The sequence below is a fragment of the Pseudomonas sp. NFPP07 genome (genome assembly GCF_900115645.1).
Lineage (GTDB): Bacteria > Pseudomonadota > Gammaproteobacteria > Pseudomonadales > Pseudomonadaceae > Aquipseudomonas > Aquipseudomonas chlororaphis.
Genome location: NZ_FOXG01000007.1, coordinates 133,997 through 153,054, shown reverse-complemented (window position 1 = coordinate 153,054; position 19,058 = coordinate 133,997). Strand labels below are relative to the sequence as shown.

Below are 19,058 nucleotides of genomic sequence, written 5' to 3'. Positions count from 1 at the left end.
AAGTAAGGCCAGTACTTCAGATTCGGGTAGGACTCAAATGCTCCAGCGAGCACTCAACAAACGGTCATTCAACAGATTCGGGTCCAGCGGCTTGGGACGCCGCGCCATGGCGCTGTGGAACTGTTCCAGGGCTTCGCGCAGACGCTGCTCCAGCGCCGGCGCCAGCTGCGCCTGGGCGCTGCCTTCGCCGTAGGCGATCTGGCTGTCCTCGGCGAAGATGCCCTGGAGCATCTCCTGGGCCTTTAGTGCCGACAGCACCGGCTTGAGCGCGTAGTCCACCGCCAGCATGTGGGCGATGCTGCCGCCCGTGGCCATCGGCAGCACCACCTTGTGGTTCAGGGCGCGTTCCGGCAGCAGGTCGAGCACAGTTTTCAGCGCGCCGGAAAACGATGCCTTGTAGACCGGGGTGGCGATCAGCAGGCCGTCGGCCTGTTCGATCTGTTGCAACAGGTCGATCACCATCGGGCTGTCGAAGCGCGCATGGAGCAGGTCCTCGGCCGGGAAATCCCGCACCTGATAGTCGACCACTTCCACACCTTGTTGCTGCAACCAGCGTTTGGCGTGTTCCAGCAGCACCCCGGAGCGGGAGCGTTGGCTGGGACTGCCACCGAGTGAGACGACCAGCATGCAGAGGTTTCCTTTAGCGGTAATGGGCGATTCGCGGTTTGCGATCTCGCTGAGCTGAGCAGACCTTAACAGCCTATTTATATATCCATAAATCTTATTTTTTCATTTGTTTATTCTTTAAATGAATATAAGAAAAGCCGTTTTCCAAGCAAAAAAATAGGCCGTCGAAACGGCCTTAAAACCCCTGCTTTGTGGATACATCAATCTTTGTAGGAGCGAGCTTGCTCGCGAAGCGGCGTACCTGACACGCCGCGTTGACCCCATCGCCAGCAAGCTGGCTCCTACAGCAACACGCCGCCGCGTAATCGAAAACGGCTTAGCGATTCGGTTGCGGAGTCAGGCGCAGGTAGGGTTTGACCGCGCGATAGCCTTTGGGGAAGCGCTTCTTGATTTCCTCTTCGTCCTTGAGCGACGGCACGATCACCACTTCATCACCGTCCTGCCAGTTGGCCGGGGTGGCCACCTTGTAGTTGTCGGTGAGCTGCAGCGAGTCGATCACCCGCAGGATCTCGTGGAAGTTGCGCCCGGTACTGGCCGGATAAGTGATGGTCAGGCGCACCTTCTTGTTCGGGTCGATGACGAACAGCGAACGCACGGTCAGGGTGTCGTTGGCATTCGGGTGGATCAGGTCGTACAGGTCCGAGACCTTGCGGTCGGCGTCGGCCAGGATCGGGAAATTGACGAGGGTGTTCTGGGTTTCGTTGATGTCCTCGATCCACTTGTGGTGCGAGTCCACCGGATCCACCGACAGGGCAATGGCTTTCACGCCGCGCTGGGCGAACTGCTCCTTGAGCTTGGCGGTGAATCCCAGTTCGGTGGTGCATACCGGGGTGAAGTCCGCCGGATGGGAAAACAGCACGCCCCAACTGTCGCCGAGCCACTCGTGGAAGCGAATCTTGCCGGCGCTGGAATCCTGTTCAAAGTCGGGGGCGATGTCGCCAAGTCTGAGGCTCATGTTGCTGCTCCTGTGAGTGCGTTATGAGCCCTACTGTGCCTGCGCCTGGGAATATTTAAAAAGAATAAATATCGATTTATTTAGACCATAAGTGAATATTAAAAATCTCTTCACTGGATTCGCACACGCCCAGGGCACACCATCCTCGACAAGGTTCGAGAAGGCCTTGAGTAGCTGTAAAGAGGGGTTTCGGGGAGGACCTGCGGGGGTGGGTCCGACCTGGATGACAACACCTCGCCCGGCATTGCGCCGGGCGAGGTTTTAACGTCGGATTACAACAGCGGGATCGAGTAGCTGACGATCAGGCGGTTTTCGTCCTGCGAGCGCTGGCCCGGAATGTCGTTACGCCACATGGCGTTTTTCCAGGTCAGGCCGAGGTTTTTCAGTGGACCTTCCGGAATCACGTAGGCCACGGTCAGGTCGCGTTCCCACTCGCTGGCGTTGGTAACCGAAACGGAACGCTGAGGGGTAACGGAACCCTCCCGGCCAGTCGTATCGATGTTGTCGCCACGCAGATAGATCACACCGGCGGTCAGGCCAGGCACGCCTACCTTGGCGAAATCGTAGGAGTAGCGAGCTTGCCAGGTACGTTCGCCAGCACGGGCGAACTTGGCGATCTGCATGTCGGTAGTCAGGTAAGCCGACGAACCATCACCCTGGTTCAGCCAAGGGAAATCGCTGTCACCGTTACTGACCTGGTAGCCACCACCGAAGGTATGGCCGGCAACCGAGTACAGGAACAAGCCGCTGATCAGGTTGTTATCAACCTTGCCCTTGGTGATGCCGGTACCGTAGTCGCCCGTGGTGTAGTAGGCCGAGTCGTGGCCGTTGGCACCGTCGTCACGGCTGTTGAAGTAGCGCAGGTCAGACTTCAATACGCCCGGACCGATAGCCCAGTTGTGCAGCAGGCCAACGAAGTGCTGCTTGTAGAAGTCTTTCAGGTTGCCGTAGTAGTACTGAGCGGTCAGATCTTTAGTGATCTTGTAGTCACCACCACCGTAGATGAACTTGTTGCTGTCGCGACCAGCAGCGGTGTGCGCGTTGGCACCGGCAATCGACAGTTCTTCGTTGTTGCTGGAGTTACGACCCTTGGCATGCTCGATCTGACCGCCAACCAGTGTCAGGTCCTTGATGTCGTTCGAGGTGATCTGACCGCCCTGGAAGGTTTGCGGCAGCATACGACCATCGTTGGTCACGATAACGGGCAGTTTTGGCTGCAGGGTACCGAGCTTCAGCTCAGTCTGAGAAATCTTGGCTTTGGCAGTCAGGCCCAGGCTGGAGTAGTTATCGACTGCTTTGCCGTTGGACTCGCTCGGGAAGACGGTGCCGCCGTAAGAAGTAGCAGAGGCGCCGTTGGTACCGCCGCCCGAATCCAGCTTGATACCCAGCAGGCCGATGGCGTCGAGACCGAAACCGACGGTGCCTTCGGTGTAACCGGAAGTGAAGTTGAGCTGGAAGCCTTGGCCCCACTCTTCCTGCTTGCTCTGCGCACCGGACGCCTTGGTATCGGCATCACGGTTGTCGGTATTGATATAGAAGTTACGCAGACCCAGAGTGGCCTTGCTGTCTTCGATGAAACCGGCGGCGCCTGCCTGCTGCGCCAGAACCCCAACGGCCACAGCCAGGGCCAAGGTGGACTTGTTCATGTTTCGCTCCTCTCGTTTCTAATTCTTGTGTACTCAGGCCCAGGGTCTGATGCCCCGGGTCCATCGGTGGGCGATTAGCGCCAGACCGTGACTCATAAGTCAATCGTAACCAACTGTGTCTACGACCAAGGTCTAATCGCGATGATTTACGCCTTGCAGGGTAATGAGTTTTCCATAATCCCAAAAAGAATTATTTCATTCTTTTTCATACTGTTCGGGAATATCGACAGGTATGCCTGCTTGAGCCGTGGCACAAGGTATCGGCGTACCGTCTGATTCCTGAATGGTATTTCCCCGCTGATCTTTAGATCGATCAGTTAAAACATAAGCCAGATACGTCAACCAGTATCAAAAAAGCGACGCAATAATGGCTTCGCGCCGATGGTCGCGTCAATTTGTTACAGTTTTTGTGTCACGCGAATTTATTTTTCTGAAACACAAATCGCGTGCAGCCGGGCGCAGCAAAAACCCGCTCCTGTCAAGAGCGGGTTGCCGAAGGGAGTGATGCTCAGAGGGCTTTTTCGAAGATCTTCGAGTTGCGCTGATAGTTGTACAGCGACGCCCGCGCGGAAGGCAGACGCTCGACGCTACTAGGGGCAAAACCGCGTTCGCGGAACCAGTGGGCGGTACGGGTGGTGAGGACAAACAGGGTTTTCAGGCCCTGGGCCCGGGCCCGGGTTTCGATCCTTTCCAACAGTTCGTCGCCACGACCGCCGTGGCGGTATTCCGGGTTCACCGCCAGGCAGGCCAGCTCCCCGGCGTCGGAGTCGGCGATCTGGTAGAGCGCGGCACAGGCGATGATCATTCCCTCGCGCTCGACCACGCTGAACTGTTCGATCTCACGTTCCAGCACCTCGCGGGAACGCCGCACCAGAATCCCCTGCTCTTCCAGCGGGCTGATCAGATCCAGCAGACCGCCGACGTCCTCGATGGCCGCCTCGCGGACCAGTTCGAACTGCTCCTGGGCCACCAGCGTACCGCCACCGTCACGGGTGAACAGCTCGGTCAGCAGCGCGCCGTCTTCGGCGTAGCTGACGATATGGCTGCGCCCCACTCCGCCCCGACAGGCTTCGGCCGCGGCATCCAGCAGTTCCGCCTGATAGTTACCGCCCAGACGCTGCAAATGCGCCGGCACCTGCTGCGGACGCAGTTCGCGCACCAGGTTGCCGCTTTCATCCAGCAGGCCACGCTCGGCGCCGAACAGCAGCAGCTTGTCGGCAGCCAGGTCGATGGCCGCGCGGGTGGCGACGTCTTCGCAGGCGAGGTTGAAGATTTCCCCGGTCGGCGAGTAGCCCAAGGGCGACAGCAGGACGATCGAGCGCTCGTCCAGCAGGCGATTGATGCCCTTGCGATCGACCCGGCGCACTTCGCCGGTGTGGTGATAGTCGACGCCTTCGAGCACGCCGATCGGCCGGGCGGTCACCAGGTTGCCGCTGGCGACCCGCAGCCGCGAACCCTGCATCGGCGAGGACGCCATGTCCATGGACAGCCGCGCTTCGATGGCGATGCGCAACTGGCCGACGGCGTCGATCACGCATTCCAGGGTCGCCGCATCGGTGATGCGCATGCCGTGGTGGTAATGCGGGGTCAGGCCGCGCGCGGCCAGGCGGGCTTCGATCTGTGGACGCGAGCCGTGCACCAGCACCAGGCGCACGCCCATGCTGTGCAGCAGCACCAGGTCATGGACGATGTTGCCGAAGTTCGGATGTTCTACGCCGTCGCCGGGCAGCATGACCACGAAGGTGCAGTCGCGGTGGGCATTGATATAAGGAGAAGCGTGACGAAGCCAATTGACGTAATCGGGCATAACCTGAGCCTGTAAATAAGAAGCAGCCTATAAAAGGACGAAACGGGAAAACGCACAGCGGGCTGGTGGTTATCGTCGGAACAGGCTTGGCGACACGCTCGCTCTCCTTGAGGTACGGGCTTGGCCGTCGGTGATTTAGTAGAAATCAGGCCGGCGTCAGGCAGTAATGGTTAATCAGTTCACGTAGTAGATGCACGGTAGGCTGCAAGCGTGACATTTCGAGGTATTCCCCCGGCTGGTGAGCACAGGCGATGTCGCCCGGGCCCAGTACCACTGTCTCGCAGCCAAGGCGCTGAAGATAAGGCGCTTCGGTGCCGAACGCCACTGCTTCGGCGCGATGGCCGGTCAGGCGTTCGGCCACCCGCACCAGTTCGCAGTCTTCGGCCTGCTCGAAGGCCGGCGCTTCGGGGAACAGCGGCGCGTAGTCGATCTGCACCTGATGCCGCTCGGCCACGGGCACCAGCTTCTGTCGGATGGCCGCCCGCAGCGCCTGCGGGTCCATGCCCGGCAACGGCCGCAGGTCGAACTCCAGCGAGCATTGGCCGCAGATCCGGTTCGGGTTGTCCCCACCATGGATACACCCAAGGTTCAGGGTCGGCTGCGGCACGCTGAACTGCGGATTGCGGAATTCGCGCTGCCACGCCAGGCGCAGGCCGCGCAGTTCGCCGATGGCATCGTGCATGGCTTCCAGGGCGCTATGGCCCAGGCTCGGGTCGGAGGAATGGCCGCTGCGCCCGAGGATATCGATGCGCTCCATCATCACGCCTTTGTGCATGCGGATCGGCCGCAGCCCGGTCGGCTCGCCGATCACCGCGGCGCGCCCCAATGGCCGGCCGGCTTCGGCCAGGGCCCGGGCGCCCGCCATGGAACTTTCCTCGTCACAGGTGGCGAGAATCAGCAGAGGTTGTTTGAAGGGCTGATCCAGCAGCGGCCGGACCGCCTCGATGACCAGGGCGAAAAAGCCTTTCATGTCGCAGCTGCCCAGGCCGACCCAGCGTCCGTCGACCTCGGTGAGCTTCAGCGGATCGGTCTGCCACAGCGCGCCGTCGTAGGGCACGGTATCGCTGTGCCCGGCCAGCACCAGGCCGCCGGGGCCGCTGCCGAAACTGGCGAGCAGATTGAACTTGCCGGGGCTGACCTGTTGGATGTCGCAGGCAAAACCCAGGTCGCCAAGCCAGCTCGCCAGCAGGTCTATGACCGCACGATTGGACTGATCCAGCGCCGGCTGGGTACAGCTGACCGAAGGTGTGGCAATCAGCGCAGCGAACTGCTCTTTCATCGACGGCAATGGCATGCGCTGGCTCCAGGGTTCCAAGATGAAGTCCATCATAGAGCCATCCTGCGACAGGAATAAACCGCCACGGCACCTCGACGCGGCGAGTCCTGTACACTGCACGGCCTTGGCAGCCACACATTTCCCCCGGCTGCGCTCCCGATCCTGGATTTTCCGGCCATGCAGAAAGAAACCGAAATCAAACTCCGCGTCAGCCGCGAAACCCTCGCCGCCCTGCGTGAGCACCCGCTCCTGAAAAAACGCAACAAAAGTGGCTGGGAACACCGCGAACTGATGAACCAGTACTTCGACACGCCCGAGCGCGACCTGGCCCGCGCCAAGGTCGCCCTGCGCCTGCGCCGCGACGGCGAAGAAGTGATCCAGACCCTCAAGACCCGCGGCCAGAGCGTCGCCGGCCTGTCGGAACGCAACGAGTACGACTGGCACCTGGCCAAAGCCAAGCTCGACCTGAAGAAACTCGACGGCGAATGCTGGCCCGAGCAACTGGCCGAGCTGGACAAGAAGACCCTCAAGCCGATCTTCACCACCGATTTCGTCCGCGAACGCGCGGAAATCGCCTGGGGCCGCGGCAAGGCCAAGGTGGTGATCGAAGCCGCCCTGGACCTGGGCCACGTGATCGCCGGCAAACAGAAGGAAGAGATCTGCGAGCTGGAACTGGAACTGCGCGAAGGCGAACCGGCCGCCCTGCTGGAACTGGCCGCCGAACTGGCCGCCACCCTGCCGCTGATGCCCTGCGACATCAGTAAAGCCGAGCGCGGTTACCGCCTGTTCGACGCCAACAGCTACTCCCTGAGCCTGCCGGCCCCGGAACTGAGCGCGCAAACGCCGCTGGACGACGCCTTCGCCGCACTGACCTGGCACCTGCTGGGCAGCAGCCAGCGCCTGGCCGAGCAATATCGCTTCAACGGACACTGGCGCCTGCTGCAGGACTGGGTCGAGAACCTGGCGGAACTGCGCGCCCTGGTCAGCAGCCTGGGCCAGGCCGCACCGCGCCAGGCGACCGCCGAGTTGCGCGCGTCGCTGGACGGCCTGCTGGAAGACTGGCGTCCGCTGGTACAAGCCGGCCTGGACGACGAAGACGTGCGCAAGGCCGCGCCCGAACAGTTCATCGAAGAGTTGCAGGACATGCGCTGGGGCCTGTTCTCGTTGAACACCTCGCGCTGGTTGCTGGCCCGCAGCTGGACCGCCGAGCGTAATACCCGTGGCAACCGCCAGGGTGCGGCGCAACTGGGCAGCTGGTTGCCGCGCCTGCTGGCCGACGAAGCCAGTGCCCTGCAACTGCCACGCTACCAGCAACAGCCGGAAGACCTGGCCGAGCAACTGCCGCGCATCGAACGCATCCAGTCCTGGTTGCATCACGCGCGCAATGTGCTGGAAATCCCGGAGCTGGATCGCCTGTACGGCGAGTTGAACAAGCTGGCGCAACTGGCCAACGAGCCGATCACCGACGAAACCCTGGATGCCCGCAAGCAACAGGCGATCACGGTGTTCCAGAACCGCGCATGGAAAACCTTGCTACGCATGTAACGGCCTGATCGCGAGCAAGCTCGCTCCTACAGGTTGGCGGTAATCCCTTGTAGGAGCGAGCTTGCTCGCGATAGCGCCAACGGCATCAACGCAGGACCGGCAGGCTGGTCGTGGACTTGATCTCCGACAGCGCCACGATCGAATTCACTTCCTGGATCCCCGGCACCATCGACAGTTTCTCGAAGAAGAAACGCTCGTACGCCTCGATGTCCGCCGTGACGATGCGCAACAGGAAATCCACCGCGCCCATCAGCACATAACACTCCAGCACTTCCGGAAAACCGCGGATCGCCTCGGTGAATTCGGTGAAGTTGGAACGGCCGTGAGCGTTGAGTTTGACCTCGGCGAAGATCTGCGTGTTGAGGCCGATCTTCTTGCGGTCGAGCAAGGTCACCTGGCCACGGATCACCCCCTCCTCCTTGAGCCGCTGGATCCGCCGCCAGCAAGGTGACTGCGACAAGCCCACCTGCTCGGCGATCTGCGCGCTGGACAGCGAAGCGTCCTCTTGCAGCAGCGCCAGAATGCGGCGGTCGTAAGCGTCCAGCTCGCTATGCATAGAAAACCCTCAATAATCCTTAAGGACGAATCATCCAATTCGATAATCCGGAAAATACGTTCATCTTAGATAAGAAATACCCGCAACCGAATGTAAAAATTTCTCCATTGATCTGGAGAACCCCATGCCCTCTCTCGAAGCCGCCAGTTCCCGCGCCGATGTGTGGAATGTCGCCAACACCCATTGCCGGGTGCATTACCAACTGGTCACCGACGCCGAAGCCGATGTGCTGTGCCGGGTGCTCAACCATTTCGCCCTGCAGTCCCTGCTGCCGCAGCAGGTCCAGGTGCAACAGCAGGACGGTTCGCTGCTGATGGAAGTGCTGCTCGACGGCCTGAGCTGGCACCGCGCCCAGGTCATCGCGGAAAAACTGCGCAACCTGATCAGCGTGTGTTCGGTACAGTTGCAACTGGCCGAGCGCGAGCCGCTGCAAGCCGCCGGCTGAAGGCGCCAGGCAAAACCCTGCAACGCTTGGGCGACTGGCGGTCGCCATCCCGGGACTATTCTTGGCATTGCGTGGTCAGAGGCGCATCTAACCCGCCTGCTGCCGGATTGTTCACAAGGAGCCCGCATGTCCGTTCCTCTCGTTACCCAGGACCACTGGCTGGATCTCAACGATCTGCTGCGCGACCTGGTCGCCCAGGGTTTCATCAGCCAGGACTCGGCCGAACACGCCCTGACCACCCGCCGTAATGCCGCCAACAGCCAGCTGCATCCGCTGGAGTTTCTCGCCAGCCAGCACCTGGACGACCTCAGCCGGCCCGGCAGGCGCCTGGACCTGGAAAGCCTGACCCTGTGGCTGGCGCAACAGGCCGGCCAGCCGTACCTGCGCATCGACCCGCTGAAAATCGACGTCGCCGCCGTGACCCCGCTGATGTCCTACGCCTTCGCCCAGCGCCACAAGATTCTCGCGGTGTCGATCGATGCCGAGGCGATCACGGTGGCCAGCGCCCAGCCTTATGTCAGTGCCTGGGAAGCCGACCTGACCCACGTGTTGAAACTGCCGATCAAGCGGGTGGTGGCCAACCCGGTGGAAATCCAGCGCCTGACCGTGGAGTTCTTCCGCCTGGCCAAGTCGGTCACCGGCGCCAGCGCCGACCAGAAAAGCCACGCCCCGGGCAACTTCGAACAACTGCTCAACCTCGGCGCCAGCGATCAGGAGCCCGACGCCAACGACGCGCACATCGTCAACATCGTCGACTGGCTGTTCCAGTACGCGTTCCAGCAACGGGCCAGCGATATCCACATCGAACCGCGCCGCGAACAAGGCACCGTGCGCTTTCGCATCGACGGGGTGCTGCACAACGTCTATCAGTTCCCGCCCCAGGTCACCATGGCCGTGGTCAGCCGCCTGAAAAGCCTGGGCCGGATGAACGTCGCGGAAAAACGCAAACCCCAGGACGGCCGGGTCAAGACCAAGACCCCGGAAGGCGGCGAAGTGGAATTGCGCCTGTCGACCCTGCCCACCGCCTTCGGCGAAAAAATGGTCATGCGCATCTTCGACCCCGAGGTGCTGCTCAAGGACTTCGACCAATTGGGGTTCTCCAGCGACGACCTGCGGCGCTGGCAGGAAATGACCCGCCAGCCCAATGGCATCATCCTGGTCACCGGCCCCACCGGTTCGGGCAAGACCACCACCCTGTACACCACCCTGAAGAAGCTGGCGACGCCGGAGGTCAACCTCTGCACCATCGAGGACCCGATCGAGATGGTCGAGCCGGCGTTCAACCAGATGCAGGTCCAGCACAACATCGAGCTGACCTTCGCCAGCGGCGTGCGTGCGCTGATGCGCCAGGACCCGGACATCATCATGATCGGCGAGATCCGTGACCTGGAAACCGCGGAGATGGCGATCCAGGCGGCGCTCACCGGCCACCTGGTGCTGTCGACCCTGCACACCAACGACGCGCCCGGCGCCATCAGCCGCCTGCTGGAACTGGGCGTCGCGCCTTACCTGATCAAGGCCACGCTGCTGGGAGTCATGGCCCAGCGCCTGGTGCGCACCCTGTGCCCACACTGCAAGACCCCGCTGACCCTGGACGAAGGCGACTGGCAAAGCCTGACCCGGCCCTGGCAGGCACCGCTGCCCAGCCATGCCCACGGCGCCACCGGCTGCCTGGAATGCCGCGATACCGGCTACCGGGGCCGCGCCGGGGTGTATGAAATCATGCAGTTGAGCGACAGCCTCAAAGCCCTGATCAGCGCCGACGCCGACCTGCTCGCCATACGCCGCCAGGCCTTCTTGGAAGGCATGCGCAGCCTGCGCCTGTCCGGGGCGCAGAAAGTCGCGGCCGGGCTGACCACCCTCGAGGAAATATTGCGGGTCACGCCACAAAGCGAGCAGCGATGAGCTATCCCGCTACCAGTCGGCGACACCCAACCCGGCATTGGGCTTGATCCACAGCACCGCGCCGCTTTCCCGGCGTTGCTGTATCGAGCGCCCAGCGTCGAGCGTTTCCCCCGTACGCAGGTTCTGCGCGCAGTCCGACTTGCTCGGGCTGAACATCAGGGTCCCCGGCGTGTCCTGGCGAACCCTCATGCCGCGGGGGTAGTGCCAATCGCCCAGGGTCAGGTCTTGCGCCAGTTGCCCGTTCCAACGTCCGGGTTGCCGTTGCTCGTCGAGGTCCAGGCTCAGGGTCGACAGCGCTATCCCCTGGATAACCACCGCCGGTGAAGCCAGACCGATGGTGTCGATGCTGAACCTGCCGTCGTACTGCCTGACCTCGCTGGAGTCCGGCCACTTCACCCCTGCCACATCGGCCCCGGTCACCAGCCTGCAGGCAGAGAAACGCCAGCGGCTGGGTTGCAAGCGGTCCTCGTCGGCAATGTCCAGCGTTACCCAGGTGCCGCCGGCACAGGGCCAGCCCGCAACGACCTGGTCACGGCTCAGCAGCATCTTTGAGAAAGGGCCGCTGCCGTACATCTGCAACTCTGTAACCTCCACACCGTTGATGGTGTGTGGTGTAGCGAACTCGGCGTAAACAAGGCTGCGAAGGCCATAGGGTTGCGGCCGGCCTTGCGCATCCAGAGGTTCAAGTGTTCGCAGATTCAGCTTGGCGCCTGCCGGCAATGGCAGGCCATCAAGCTGTACGTCCTGCTCAAGTTGCGGGTGGTGCGCCTTATTCAGTTGATTGTCCCGGTGGATTTTCCACAGTACGCAAACCACGATGATTGCGCATACCCCTGCAAGCACACTGAAGTGCAGGGGCTGACGACGCATCCGGCGTCGGCAGGCCGGAATGAGCAAGGCAATCAACAGCAGGGGAAGTCCGATAAAGGACAGCAACACCAGGTTCAGCAGGGTTCCATACATCATCGCGCCAAAAATCAAGGCAAGCATCCGTGCAGTCGAGAAAGTCGCCCATGGTGTCAAATGCCACTGCTGCATTCCAGTGCGCTGACTCGACGCCGAAGTACCGCTCAGCCCCTGTCCACACAGGCGAAAGCTTGTTGGAGCAGCAGGGAACTCAATCGGGCCAACACCTATCAAAGGGCTCAGTTTTCCCCCCTAGTTTTGGAGTCACCCACCATGCGTCTCAAAACAGCTGTCGCCACCCTGGCCCTGCTTTCCCTGCCTGTAGGTTCGGCAATGGCCGACAGCTTCTGGCGTAACATCCTTTCCACCGGCGCCACCACCGCGTCCACCTACCTGACTTCCAAGGATCACAAGCTGATCGGCGCCGCCCAAGACGACGCCAGCAGCTTCGTCGCCAGCGAAGGCAACATCCGCGGTCCGTACCTGGAAGCTGCGATGCAGAAAGTCCGTGCCGACAACCCGGGCCTGCAGGCCACCGACATGGAGTTGGCCAACGCGATCCTGGCGAAAAACGCCGTCGCCCAGTGACCGCCAGCCTGTAGCCAGGTTGACGCAACGAAAAATGCCGCTCACAAGAGCGGCATTTTTTTGCCCGCCGTTCGAGCTCAGCGGTAGGCATCCACCGGTACGCAGGCGCAGAACAGGTTGCGGTCGCCGTAGACATTGTCGACCCGGTTCACCGTCGGCCAGTACTTGTGCGCCCTGGCGTGGGGGCTGGGGATCACTGCCTGCTCGATGCTGTAGGGCCGCTCCCAGACCCCGGCGATGTCCGCCAGGGTATGGGGCGAACGCTTGAGCGGGTTGTCTTCGGCCGGCCAGTTGCCTTCCTGGACCTGGGCGATTTCGGCGCGAATGCTCAGCATGGCCTCGATAAAACGGTCCAGCTCGGCCTTGGACTCGCTTTCGGTGGGCTCCACCATCAGCGTGCCCGGCACCGGGAACGACATGGTCGGCGCGTGGAAACCGTAGTCCATCAGGCGCTTGGCCACATCCTCTTCGCTGATGCCGGTCTGCGCCTTGAGCGGCCGCAGGTCGAGAATGCATTCGTGGGCGACCCGGCCGTTGCGCCCGCTGTAGAGCACCGCAAAGGCCCCGCTCAGGTGTTCGGCCAGGTAGTTCGCCGAGAGGATCGCCACTTCGCTGGCATCCGCCAGCTGCGGGCCCATCAGGGCGATGTACATCCAACTGATCGGCAGGATGCTGGCGCTGCCCCAGGGCGCCGCGCTGACCGCGCCGTTCTGCGGCAGCGGCCCGTCGATGGCCACCACCGGGTGGTTAGCCACGAACGGCGCCAGGTGCGCCCGCACGCCGATCGGCCCCATGCCCGGGCCACCGCCGCCGTGGGGAATGCAGAAGGTCTTGTGCAGGTTCATGTGGGAAACGTCGGCGCCGATATCGGCCGGCCGCGTCAGCCCGACCTGGGCATTGAGGTTGGCACCGTCCATGTACACCTGGCCGCCGTGGCTGTGGATCACCTCGCAGATCTCGCTGATGCCCTCCTCGTACACCCCGTGGGTCGAAGGATAGGTCGCCATCAGGCACGCCAGGTGTTCGCCCGCAATCTGCGCCTTGTCCTTCAGGTCTTGCAGGTCGACGTTGCCAGCGGCGTCGCAATCGACGATCACCACCTGCATGCCGGCCATCTGCGCCGAGGCCGGGTTGGTGCCGTGGGCCGAGGCGGGAATCAGGCAGATATTGCGCTCTCCCTGCTGGCGGCTCTCGTGGTATCTGCGGATCGCCAGCAACCCGGCGTACTCGCCCTGGGCCCCGGAGTTGGGCTGCATGCAGATCGCATCGAAGCCGGTAATGGCGCATAACCAGCGCTCCAGTTCCTCGATCATCAGCGAATAGCCGAGGGCCTGTTCCGGCGGGACAAAGGGATGCAGGTTGGCGAAGCCGGGCCAGGTGATGGGAATCATCTCGCTGCTGGCATTGAGCTTCATGGTGCAGGAGCCCAGCGGGATCATCGACTGGTTCAGCGCCAGGTCCTTGTTCTCCAGCTGCTTGAGATAACGCAGCATCTCGGTTTCGCTGTGATGGCTGTTGAACACCGGATGGCTCAGGTAAGACGTGCTGCGCAGCAGGTCCTGGGGGATGCCCGGGACCAGGGTTTCAGCATCCAGTTGCGCGACGTCCAGCCCGTGGTCGGCGCCGAGGAACACATCGAACAGCCGGGCGACGGTGCTCTCGTCGCAGGTTTCATCCAGGCTCAGGCCCAGGTGCCCGCGCCCGAGGATCCGCAGATTGATCTGCGCGGCCTTGGCGCTCTCGATGATGGCCGTCTGGCTACCGCCGACCTCCAGCGTCAGGGTGTCGAAGAACTGCCGGTTCAGCCGCTCGATGCCCTTGCGTTCAAGGCCGGCGGCGAGGATGCAGGTCAGGCGATGGACGCGCTGGGCGATGCGCCGCAAGCCTTCCGGGCCGTGATAGACCGCGTAGAAACTGGCGATATTGGCCAGCAGCACCTGGGCGGTGCAGATGTTCGAGTTGGCCTTCTCGCGGCGGATATGTTGTTCGCGGGTCTGCAGGGCCATGCGCAGCGCCACGTTGCCCCGGGCATCCCTGGATACGCCGATGATCCGTCCCGGAATCGCCCGCTTGTACTCCTCGCGGCTGGCGAAGAACGCCGCGTGGGGCCCGCCGTAGCCCATGGGCACGCCAAAGCGCTGGGACGAACCGAACACCACGTCGGCCCCCAGCTCGCCCGGCGGCGTCAGCAGCAACAGGCTCAACAGATCGGCCGCCACGCAGGCCAGCGCCTGCTGCGCGTGCAGATGATCGATCAGCGGTCGCAGGTCGCGAATCTCGCCGTGGGTGTCCGGGTATTGCAACAAGGCGCCGAACACCTGATGCCGCTTGAGGTTGTCCAGGCTGTCGACCACCAGTTCGAAGCCGAATCCTTCGGCGCGGGTCTGCACCACCGAGAGGGTCTGCGGATGGCAGTTCTGGTCGACGAAGAACAGATTGCTTTTCGACTTGGCCACGCGCTTGGCCAGGGCCATGGCTTCAGCGGCGGCCGTGGCTTCGTCCAGCAGCGAGGCGTTGGCCAGGTCCAGGCCGGTGAGGTCGATGGTCAGTTGCTGGAAATTGAGCAGGGCTTCGAGCCGGCCCTGGGCGATTTCCGGTTGGTAGGGCGTGTAGGCGGTGTACCAGCCGGGATTTTCCAGCACGTTGCGCAGGATCACCGTGGGGGTCAGGGTGCCGTGATAACCCATGCCGATCAGGCTGGTCCAGACCTGGTTCTGCTCGGCATAACCGCGCAATTTGGCCAGGGCGGCCTGCTCGTCCAGCGCTGGCGGCAGGTCCAGCGGACGATTGAAACGGATGCCCGGCGGCACGGTCTGTTCGATCAGCTCGACCCGGCTGCCCAGGCCCAGGCTGTCGAGCATCGCTTGCTGCTCGGCGGCGTCGGGCCCGAGGTGACGCCGCAGAAAGGCATTGGGATCGCGTAACTGGCTCAAGGACGGCAACTGGGACATGACGGGCTCTCTCTCAGGCGGCGCTCGGCGTCGATGGAACACGGTCAAAGCAGCATAGCAGCCGATCCCGCCCGCCGACGGTGTGGCACCCCGGGCGAACCGGTAGCATGATGCTCGACTCCGGCGCGGCCCGCCGCCCTGCCTCGACCACTGTTTATCGGGTATCCCATCGTCATGAGCCAACTGCCTTTCCTGCCGTTCTCCAAACCCACCATCGATGAAGCCACCATCGCCAGCGTCGGCGAAGTGCTGCGTTCGGGCTGGATCACCAGCGGGCCCAAGGTCCAGGCCTTCGAGGCGCAACTCTCGCAGTACTGCGGCGGGCGCCCGGTGCGCACCTTCAATTCCGGCACCTGCACCATGGAGATCGCCCTGCGTATCGCCGGCATCGGCCCTGGCGATGAAGTCATCACCACGCCGATCTCCTGGGTGGCCACGGCCAACGTGATTCTCGAAGTCGGCGCCACCCCGGTGTTCGCCGACATCGACCCGATCACCCGCAACATCGACCTGGCCCAGGTGGAAGCAGCCATCACGCCCCGGACCAAGGCCATCATCCCGGTGTTTCTCGCCGGCCTGCCGGTCGATATGGCACGCCTCTACGCCCTGGCGCGCAAGCACGGCCTGCGGGTTGTGGAAGATGCCGCCCAGGCACTGGGCTCAAGCTGGAATGGCGAACGCATCGGCGCTGGCGGCGACCTGGTCTCTTTCAGTTTCCAGGCCAACAAGAACGTCACCTGCAGCGAAGGCGGCGCCCTGGTGCTGAACACCGCCGAAGAGGCTCGCCTGGCGGAGAAGTACCGACTGCAGGGCGTGACCCGCCACGGCTTCGACGGCCTGGACGTGGACGTGCTGGGCGGCAAATTCAACATGACCGATGTTGCGGCCGCCATCGGCCTGGGCCAGTTCGCCCACCTCGAAACCCTCACCGCTCACCGCCGCGAACTGGCCCGGCATTACTTCGAATGCTTGGGCAGCGACTTCGAAGCCCGCTACGGCGCCCAGCTGCCCCCGGCGGACTTCAGCAACAGCAACTGGCACCTGTTCCAGCTGGTACTGCCGGAGCGGCATGACGGCAAGCCGGCGCGGGCGACCTTCATGGAGCAGATGCAGGAACGTGGGATCGGCATCGGCTATCACTACCCGCCGATTCACCTGCTGAGCCTGTACCGCGAGCGCGGTTTCAAGGAAGGGATGTTCCCGGTGGCGGAACGGGTGGGACGCCTGATCGTCTCGTTGCCGATGTTCACGGCTATGAGCAAAGGCGATGTCGAACGCTCGGTAGCGACGGTGAAGGCTGTCTTGCAAGATACATAAATAGATACCCAGCCCTTGAACAGCTGGTTTCTGCAATATTCAAGACGGCTCAATATCCCGTATTGGGCGTTTTTTATTTCAGCAATAAATACAGTTGCCAATAGTTATATAAATGTCCACTTGTCTGATCCTTGGCGCCAAAAACCAGACTCCCGGCAGCACTCACTTTAACCGCACATATAAGCACATGATAAATCAGCACGAACCCATACATAAAATTTCCGAAATACAGACGAATTTAAAACAATAGCCAATCATTCTATAGGTCCACTTTCCGCCTGCTATGTTTACTTGTGACTGCGCAAGGGAGGCAAAAAACCACTACGCAGTTGCAAGTTACAACCTGCAAAGACCGTTACAAAAATCCATGTTTCAATTTACTCGAAATGGAGTTCAAAGAAATGAGCAGCCAACAAATAGTTGTATACATCGAAGAAGAACAGTTGATTGCGCAAAAGAACAACAACTACAGCCTCTATCTGGCCAAGAAAGTAAACAATGACTTTACGGTCATCTGGCAATCAAAAGGCCCTGTTGCCACAGTCAACAACCCTAGTTACCAATATAGAAACACCTTTGATATCGCTACCCCGTCCTTCATGGTCAACTTCACCAATGACCCGGTCAGCAGTGGCGATGTCACCTTCACCTCCGGCGGCAGAAACCTGCCCATCAGTACTGGCCAGACCACGACGCTCGATGCGAACGGCGTGTTCACACCGGCCAAGAATGGCGGCGTACCCTCGGATGTTCTCATCAAAAATGAGCTGCAAGGCAATCCGCATGCAATCCTCCTGGATTCCAACGGCAACAACATCTGGGTGAACCGTCAGAGCGGCATGAACATCGGCCCTGCGACGCTGACACCAAAGAGCCAATATCAACTCTGGTTCGGCAACATTCAGGAAACCGGTTCGTTGATCGCCATCAACCTGTCCAACCCCTATGTAGCGACCCTGCAGGATGGCGGCAGCGTCACCATCACCTATAACGACAGTGGTGTCTGGGTGACCGGCGAACCGGCCAGAGTCCTGAGCGCCTCTGAAGTCAGGGCGCTGCACGCCAGGCTCGGGATCGCGGCATAGTCCGCCGGGCGGATCGAGCATCGGTTGCGCGAAGGACTTAGAGCACTGCGCGATGCCATTGGCAGTCTTCCGTTCGCACGTTGCGCTCATGCAAGAAAAACCCTGTATATCGTAGATCTACAGGGTTTTTTATTGATGGCGTCGAACTCATAGTCGAACGGGCCAGGTGGAGTCGAGACTCTGTACCTAAATCATCCACAGGATGAGCGTGAGATTAGCCATGAGTAAGCAAACCATAATTATCTACATTGAAGAAGAGCAACTTGTTGCACAAAAGGTAAATAACTACAGCCTCTACCTGGCCAAGAAAGTAAACAGCTCCTTCACTGTCATCTGGCTTTCAAAACCCCCATTCGCCACCCCCAACCAACCGACTTATCAATACAAGAACATCTTCAATATCACCAATGATTCCTACATGGTGAATTTCACTAACACACCACTACAGGAAGGAGACGTTAACTTTACTTCAGGCGGAAAGAACCTACCCATCAACACAGGCCAGATAACCACTCTGGATCAATACGGTGTATTCAGCCCGGCAAAAAATGCTGGAACGCCAGGAGATGTTTCAATAAATAACGAACTTCCGGCCCACCCCAGCAATATATTATTGGACTCCACCGGACTTAGTCTCTGGGTGAACCGCTCAGGTGGCATGAATATAGGCATAGCCACCATGACCCCCCAAAACGAGTTTCAACTATGGTTCGGTCCGGCCCAAGCGGCGGGTTCGCTGATCCCCAGCAGCCTGTCCAACCCTTACAACATGAGTGTGAACGACGGAGAAACCAAAACCGTCACCTACACCAATCAGGGCGCCTGGGTTAGCGGCGAGCCCGCGACGAGTTTGACGGCAGAAGAAGTGGCAGAGCTTCACATCAGGGTGAACAAGGCCGTGCTGCGGGCCAGATTGCTCCGCCGCTAGGCCAACCCCCAAGTGTCGCCTCCTGCAAACGAAAAACGCCGTGTACCCGATAAGGGCAACACGGCGCTCTTGTAGCGGATTCGCGTCTGGCAGGGATTATTCGCCGATAGCGGCCTTATAACCGGCTGCGTCGAGCAGCTTCTCAAGATCAGCAGCGTTGGCCGGCTTGAGCTTGAAGATCCAGGCGCCGTACGGGTCGCTGTTGAGCAGTTCCGGGCTGCCGCTCAGGTCTTCGTTGACCGCGATCACTTCGCCAGCCACTGGCGCGTAGATGTCGGAAGCTGCCTTCACCGATTCCACCACACCGGCCTGGTCGCCAGCGCCGAAGACATTGCCGACTTCGGTCAGCTCGACGAACACCACGTCGCCCAGGGCTTCCTGAGCGTGGTCGCTGATGCCCACGGTCACGGTGCCATCGGCTTCCAGACGGGCCCATTCGTGACTTTCGGCAAAACGCAGGTCAGCAGGGATATCGCTCATGTTCTGTGTCCTCAAGAAGAAATGTCAGCGGTAGATCCCGC

Annotated in this window: 16 protein-coding genes; 7 read left to right on the top strand and 9 right to left on the bottom strand. The window is 61.2% G+C overall.

Annotated features, from left to right (window positions below):
* Positions 1-33: 33 nt before the first annotated feature.
* The 5 genes from ssuE to argE all read right to left on the bottom strand — a co-directional run bounded on the left by ssuE (position 34) and on the right by argE (position 6,329).
* A complete protein-coding gene (gene ssuE, locus BM019_RS19065; protein ID WP_007928287.1) occupies positions 34-627 on the bottom strand; it encodes an NADPH-dependent FMN reductase in 594 nt (197 codons plus the stop codon).
* 316 nt (positions 628-943) lie between these two features.
* Positions 944-1,582, bottom strand: coding sequence for a peroxiredoxin (locus tag BM019_RS19060; protein ID WP_007928285.1), 639 nt, complete (start codon positions 1,580-1,582; stop codon positions 944-946).
* Positions 1,583-1,854: 272 nt separating this feature from the next.
* Positions 1,855-3,228 (bottom strand): OprD family porin, encoded by a 1,374-nt coding sequence (locus BM019_RS19055; RefSeq protein ID WP_009046097.1) that lies wholly within the window; start codon positions 3,226-3,228, stop codon positions 1,855-1,857.
* Between the two features lie 508 nt (positions 3,229-3,736).
* Complete coding sequence (gene argA / locus BM019_RS19050) at positions 3,737-5,035, bottom strand: amino-acid N-acetyltransferase (protein WP_009046098.1); 1,299 nt, start codon at positions 5,033-5,035, stop codon at positions 3,737-3,739.
* 145 nt (positions 5,036-5,180) lie between these two features.
* Positions 5,181-6,329, bottom strand: coding sequence for an acetylornithine deacetylase (argE, locus tag BM019_RS19045; RefSeq protein ID WP_009046099.1), 1,149 nt, complete (start codon positions 6,327-6,329; stop codon positions 5,181-5,183).
* A 159-nt stretch (positions 6,330-6,488) separates the two neighbouring features.
* On the opposite strand from argE, the gene BM019_RS19040 reads away from it, so the two are divergent.
* On the top strand, positions 6,489-7,856 hold the full coding sequence (locus BM019_RS19040; RefSeq protein ID WP_092419301.1) for a CYTH domain-containing protein: 1,368 nt from the start codon (positions 6,489-6,491) through the stop codon (positions 7,854-7,856).
* Positions 7,857-7,941: 85 nt separating this feature from the next.
* Here the strand turns inward: BM019_RS19040 and BM019_RS19035 are convergent, their stop codons facing one another.
* Entirely contained in the window at positions 7,942-8,412 is a 471-nt protein-coding gene (locus BM019_RS19035) for an Lrp/AsnC family transcriptional regulator (RefSeq protein ID WP_007928270.1), read from the bottom strand.
* Positions 8,413-8,536: 124 nt separating this feature from the next.
* On the opposite strand from BM019_RS19035, the gene BM019_RS19030 reads away from it, so the two are divergent.
* Positions 8,537-8,857, top strand: coding sequence for a hypothetical protein (locus BM019_RS19030; protein ID WP_092419298.1), 321 nt, complete (start codon positions 8,537-8,539; stop codon positions 8,855-8,857).
* A gap of 126 nt (positions 8,858-8,983) precedes the next feature.
* A complete protein-coding gene (locus tag BM019_RS19025; RefSeq protein WP_085532928.1) occupies positions 8,984-10,762 on the top strand; it encodes a type IV pilus assembly ATPase TfpB in 1,779 nt (592 codons plus the stop codon).
* Positions 10,763-10,771: 9 nt separating this feature from the next.
* On the opposite strand, the gene BM019_RS19020 is transcribed toward BM019_RS19025, so the two are convergent.
* Complete coding sequence (locus BM019_RS19020; RefSeq protein ID WP_092419295.1) at positions 10,772-11,752, bottom strand: hypothetical protein; 981 nt, start codon at positions 11,750-11,752, stop codon at positions 10,772-10,774.
* Between the two features lie 189 nt (positions 11,753-11,941).
* Between BM019_RS19020 and BM019_RS19015 the strand changes: the two genes are divergently transcribed.
* A complete protein-coding gene (locus tag BM019_RS19015) occupies positions 11,942-12,256 on the top strand; it encodes a DUF2388 domain-containing protein (RefSeq protein ID WP_007928261.1) in 315 nt (104 codons plus the stop codon).
* Positions 12,257-12,333: 77 nt separating this feature from the next.
* Here BM019_RS19015 and gcvP read toward each other — a convergent pair whose 3' ends face one another.
* Positions 12,334-15,207, bottom strand: coding sequence for an aminomethyl-transferring glycine dehydrogenase (gene gcvP, locus BM019_RS19010; protein WP_092419292.1), 2,874 nt, complete (start codon positions 15,205-15,207; stop codon positions 12,334-12,336).
* A gap of 174 nt (positions 15,208-15,381) precedes the next feature.
* Here gcvP and BM019_RS19005 point away from each other — a divergent pair, with 174 nt between their 5' ends.
* The 3 genes from BM019_RS19005 to BM019_RS18995 all read left to right on the top strand — a co-directional run bounded on the left by BM019_RS19005 (position 15,382) and on the right by BM019_RS18995 (position 18,537).
* Positions 15,382-16,524 carry a DegT/DnrJ/EryC1/StrS family aminotransferase gene (locus BM019_RS19005; protein WP_009046106.1) on the top strand — a complete coding sequence of 381 codons (1,143 nt, stop codon included), beginning with the start codon at positions 15,382-15,384 and terminating at the stop codon, positions 16,522-16,524.
* Between the two features lie 401 nt (positions 16,525-16,925).
* Entirely contained in the window at positions 16,926-17,609 is a 684-nt protein-coding gene (locus tag BM019_RS19000; RefSeq protein WP_009046107.1) for a hypothetical protein, read from the top strand.
* A gap of 220 nt (positions 17,610-17,829) precedes the next feature.
* A complete protein-coding gene (locus BM019_RS18995; protein WP_092419289.1) occupies positions 17,830-18,537 on the top strand; it encodes a hypothetical protein in 708 nt (235 codons plus the stop codon).
* Positions 18,538-18,633: 96 nt separating this feature from the next.
* On the opposite strand, the gene gcvH is transcribed toward BM019_RS18995, so the two are convergent.
* Complete coding sequence (gcvH, locus tag BM019_RS18990) at positions 18,634-19,017, bottom strand: glycine cleavage system protein GcvH (RefSeq protein ID WP_009046109.1); 384 nt, start codon at positions 19,015-19,017, stop codon at positions 18,634-18,636.
* Between the last annotated feature and the right edge of the window lie 41 nt (positions 19,018-19,058).

Coding starts and splice junctions, on each gene's coding strand:
- ssuE (WP_007928287.1), bottom strand. CDS start 627: ATGCTGGTCGTCTCACTCGGTGGCAGTCCCAGCCAACGCTCCCGCTCC.
- BM019_RS19060 (WP_007928285.1), bottom strand. CDS start 1,582: ATGAGCCTCAGACTTGGCGACATCGCCCCCGACTTTGAACAGGATTCC.
- BM019_RS19055 (WP_009046097.1), bottom strand. CDS start 3,228: ATGAACAAGTCCACCTTGGCCCTGGCTGTGGCCGTTGGGGTTCTGGCG.
- argA (WP_009046098.1), bottom strand. CDS start 5,035: ATGCCCGATTACGTCAATTGGCTTCGTCACGCTTCTCCTTATATCAAT.
- argE (WP_009046099.1), bottom strand. CDS start 6,329: ATGCCATTGCCGTCGATGAAAGAGCAGTTCGCTGCGCTGATTGCCACA.
- BM019_RS19040 (WP_092419301.1), top strand. CDS start 6,489: ATGCAGAAAGAAACCGAAATCAAACTCCGCGTCAGCCGCGAAACCCTC.
- BM019_RS19035 (WP_007928270.1), bottom strand. CDS start 8,412: ATGCATAGCGAGCTGGACGCTTACGACCGCCGCATTCTGGCGCTGCTG.
- BM019_RS19030 (WP_092419298.1), top strand. CDS start 8,537: ATGCCCTCTCTCGAAGCCGCCAGTTCCCGCGCCGATGTGTGGAATGTC.
- BM019_RS19025 (WP_085532928.1), top strand. CDS start 8,984: ATGTCCGTTCCTCTCGTTACCCAGGACCACTGGCTGGATCTCAACGAT.
- BM019_RS19020 (WP_092419295.1), bottom strand. CDS start 11,752: ATGCTTGCCTTGATTTTTGGCGCGATGATGTATGGAACCCTGCTGAAC.
- BM019_RS19015 (WP_007928261.1), top strand. CDS start 11,942: ATGCGTCTCAAAACAGCTGTCGCCACCCTGGCCCTGCTTTCCCTGCCT.
- gcvP (WP_092419292.1), bottom strand. CDS start 15,207: ATGTCCCAGTTGCCGTCCTTGAGCCAGTTACGCGATCCCAATGCCTTT.
- BM019_RS19005 (WP_009046106.1), top strand. CDS start 15,382: ATGAGCCAACTGCCTTTCCTGCCGTTCTCCAAACCCACCATCGATGAA.
- BM019_RS19000 (WP_009046107.1), top strand. CDS start 16,926: ATGAGCAGCCAACAAATAGTTGTATACATCGAAGAAGAACAGTTGATT.
- BM019_RS18995 (WP_092419289.1), top strand. CDS start 17,830: ATGAGTAAGCAAACCATAATTATCTACATTGAAGAAGAGCAACTTGTT.
- gcvH (WP_009046109.1), bottom strand. CDS start 19,017: ATGAGCGATATCCCTGCTGACCTGCGTTTTGCCGAAAGTCACGAATGG.